Genomic DNA, 806 nt, shown 5'->3' with positions numbered 1-806 from the left:
CACAAGAAACCAAATCTACAGAAAATACAATAGATGAAGACACACAAACACAATCTACAGACACAGAGCTTACAGAGGCTATAGATTCACAAGCACTAGATTCTACAGCCTTAGACATAGAATCTACAGATTCACAACCAACACAAGAATCAAAAGATAACGACATAGAATCTATAGAATCTACACAATCTCAAGATGAGAATATACAAGATGAGAATCTAGCGCTTGATACACAAGATATAGATTTAGGCGATGTGGATTTGGAAAATGCGGATTTGGGGGATATAGATGTAATGGATGTGGAGACACAAAACAAGGAACTAGACACTATTCAAGAACTTAGTGAGTTTGCAAACGAGGAGAATACACAAGATTTGGAAAAAGAACATAATATTGAGGAAGCACAGGTGCTAGATTCAGAGCAAATAAATGAGGTGAGCAGTCTGCTTGATGAGATACAAAATACAGAGCCAAAAGCACCGGATACAAGCGATACACAAGATGTAGAGCCAGAGAAAAATAAGGAATTAGATGATATTTTGGGAGATCTTAATTTAGATGACATTGATTTAGGTGATGTGGGCTTAGAAGACATAAGTTTAGATGAAGCAGATTCTAAGTCTCCTACACAAGAAACCAAATCTACAGAAAATACAATAGATGAAGACACACAAACACAATCTACAGACACAGAGCTTACAGAGGCTATAGATTCACAAGCACTAGATTCTACAGCCTTAGACATAGAATCTACAGATTCACAACCAACACAAGAATCAAAAGATAACGACATAGAATCTATAGAA

At 36.2% G+C, this 806-nt stretch carries 1 protein-coding gene; it reads left to right on the top strand.

The window, feature by feature from the left end:
* On the top strand, positions 1 to 806 hold an 806-nt coding region (locus B9T66_RS09000), incomplete at both ends, for a hypothetical protein (protein ID WP_180763390.1).

Origin of the sequence: Helicobacter sp. TUL, assembly GCF_002287135.1 — a bacterium.
GTDB lineage: Bacteria > Campylobacterota > Campylobacteria > Campylobacterales > Helicobacteraceae > Helicobacter_F.
This window is presented reverse-complemented; position numbering and strand designations above follow the sequence as displayed.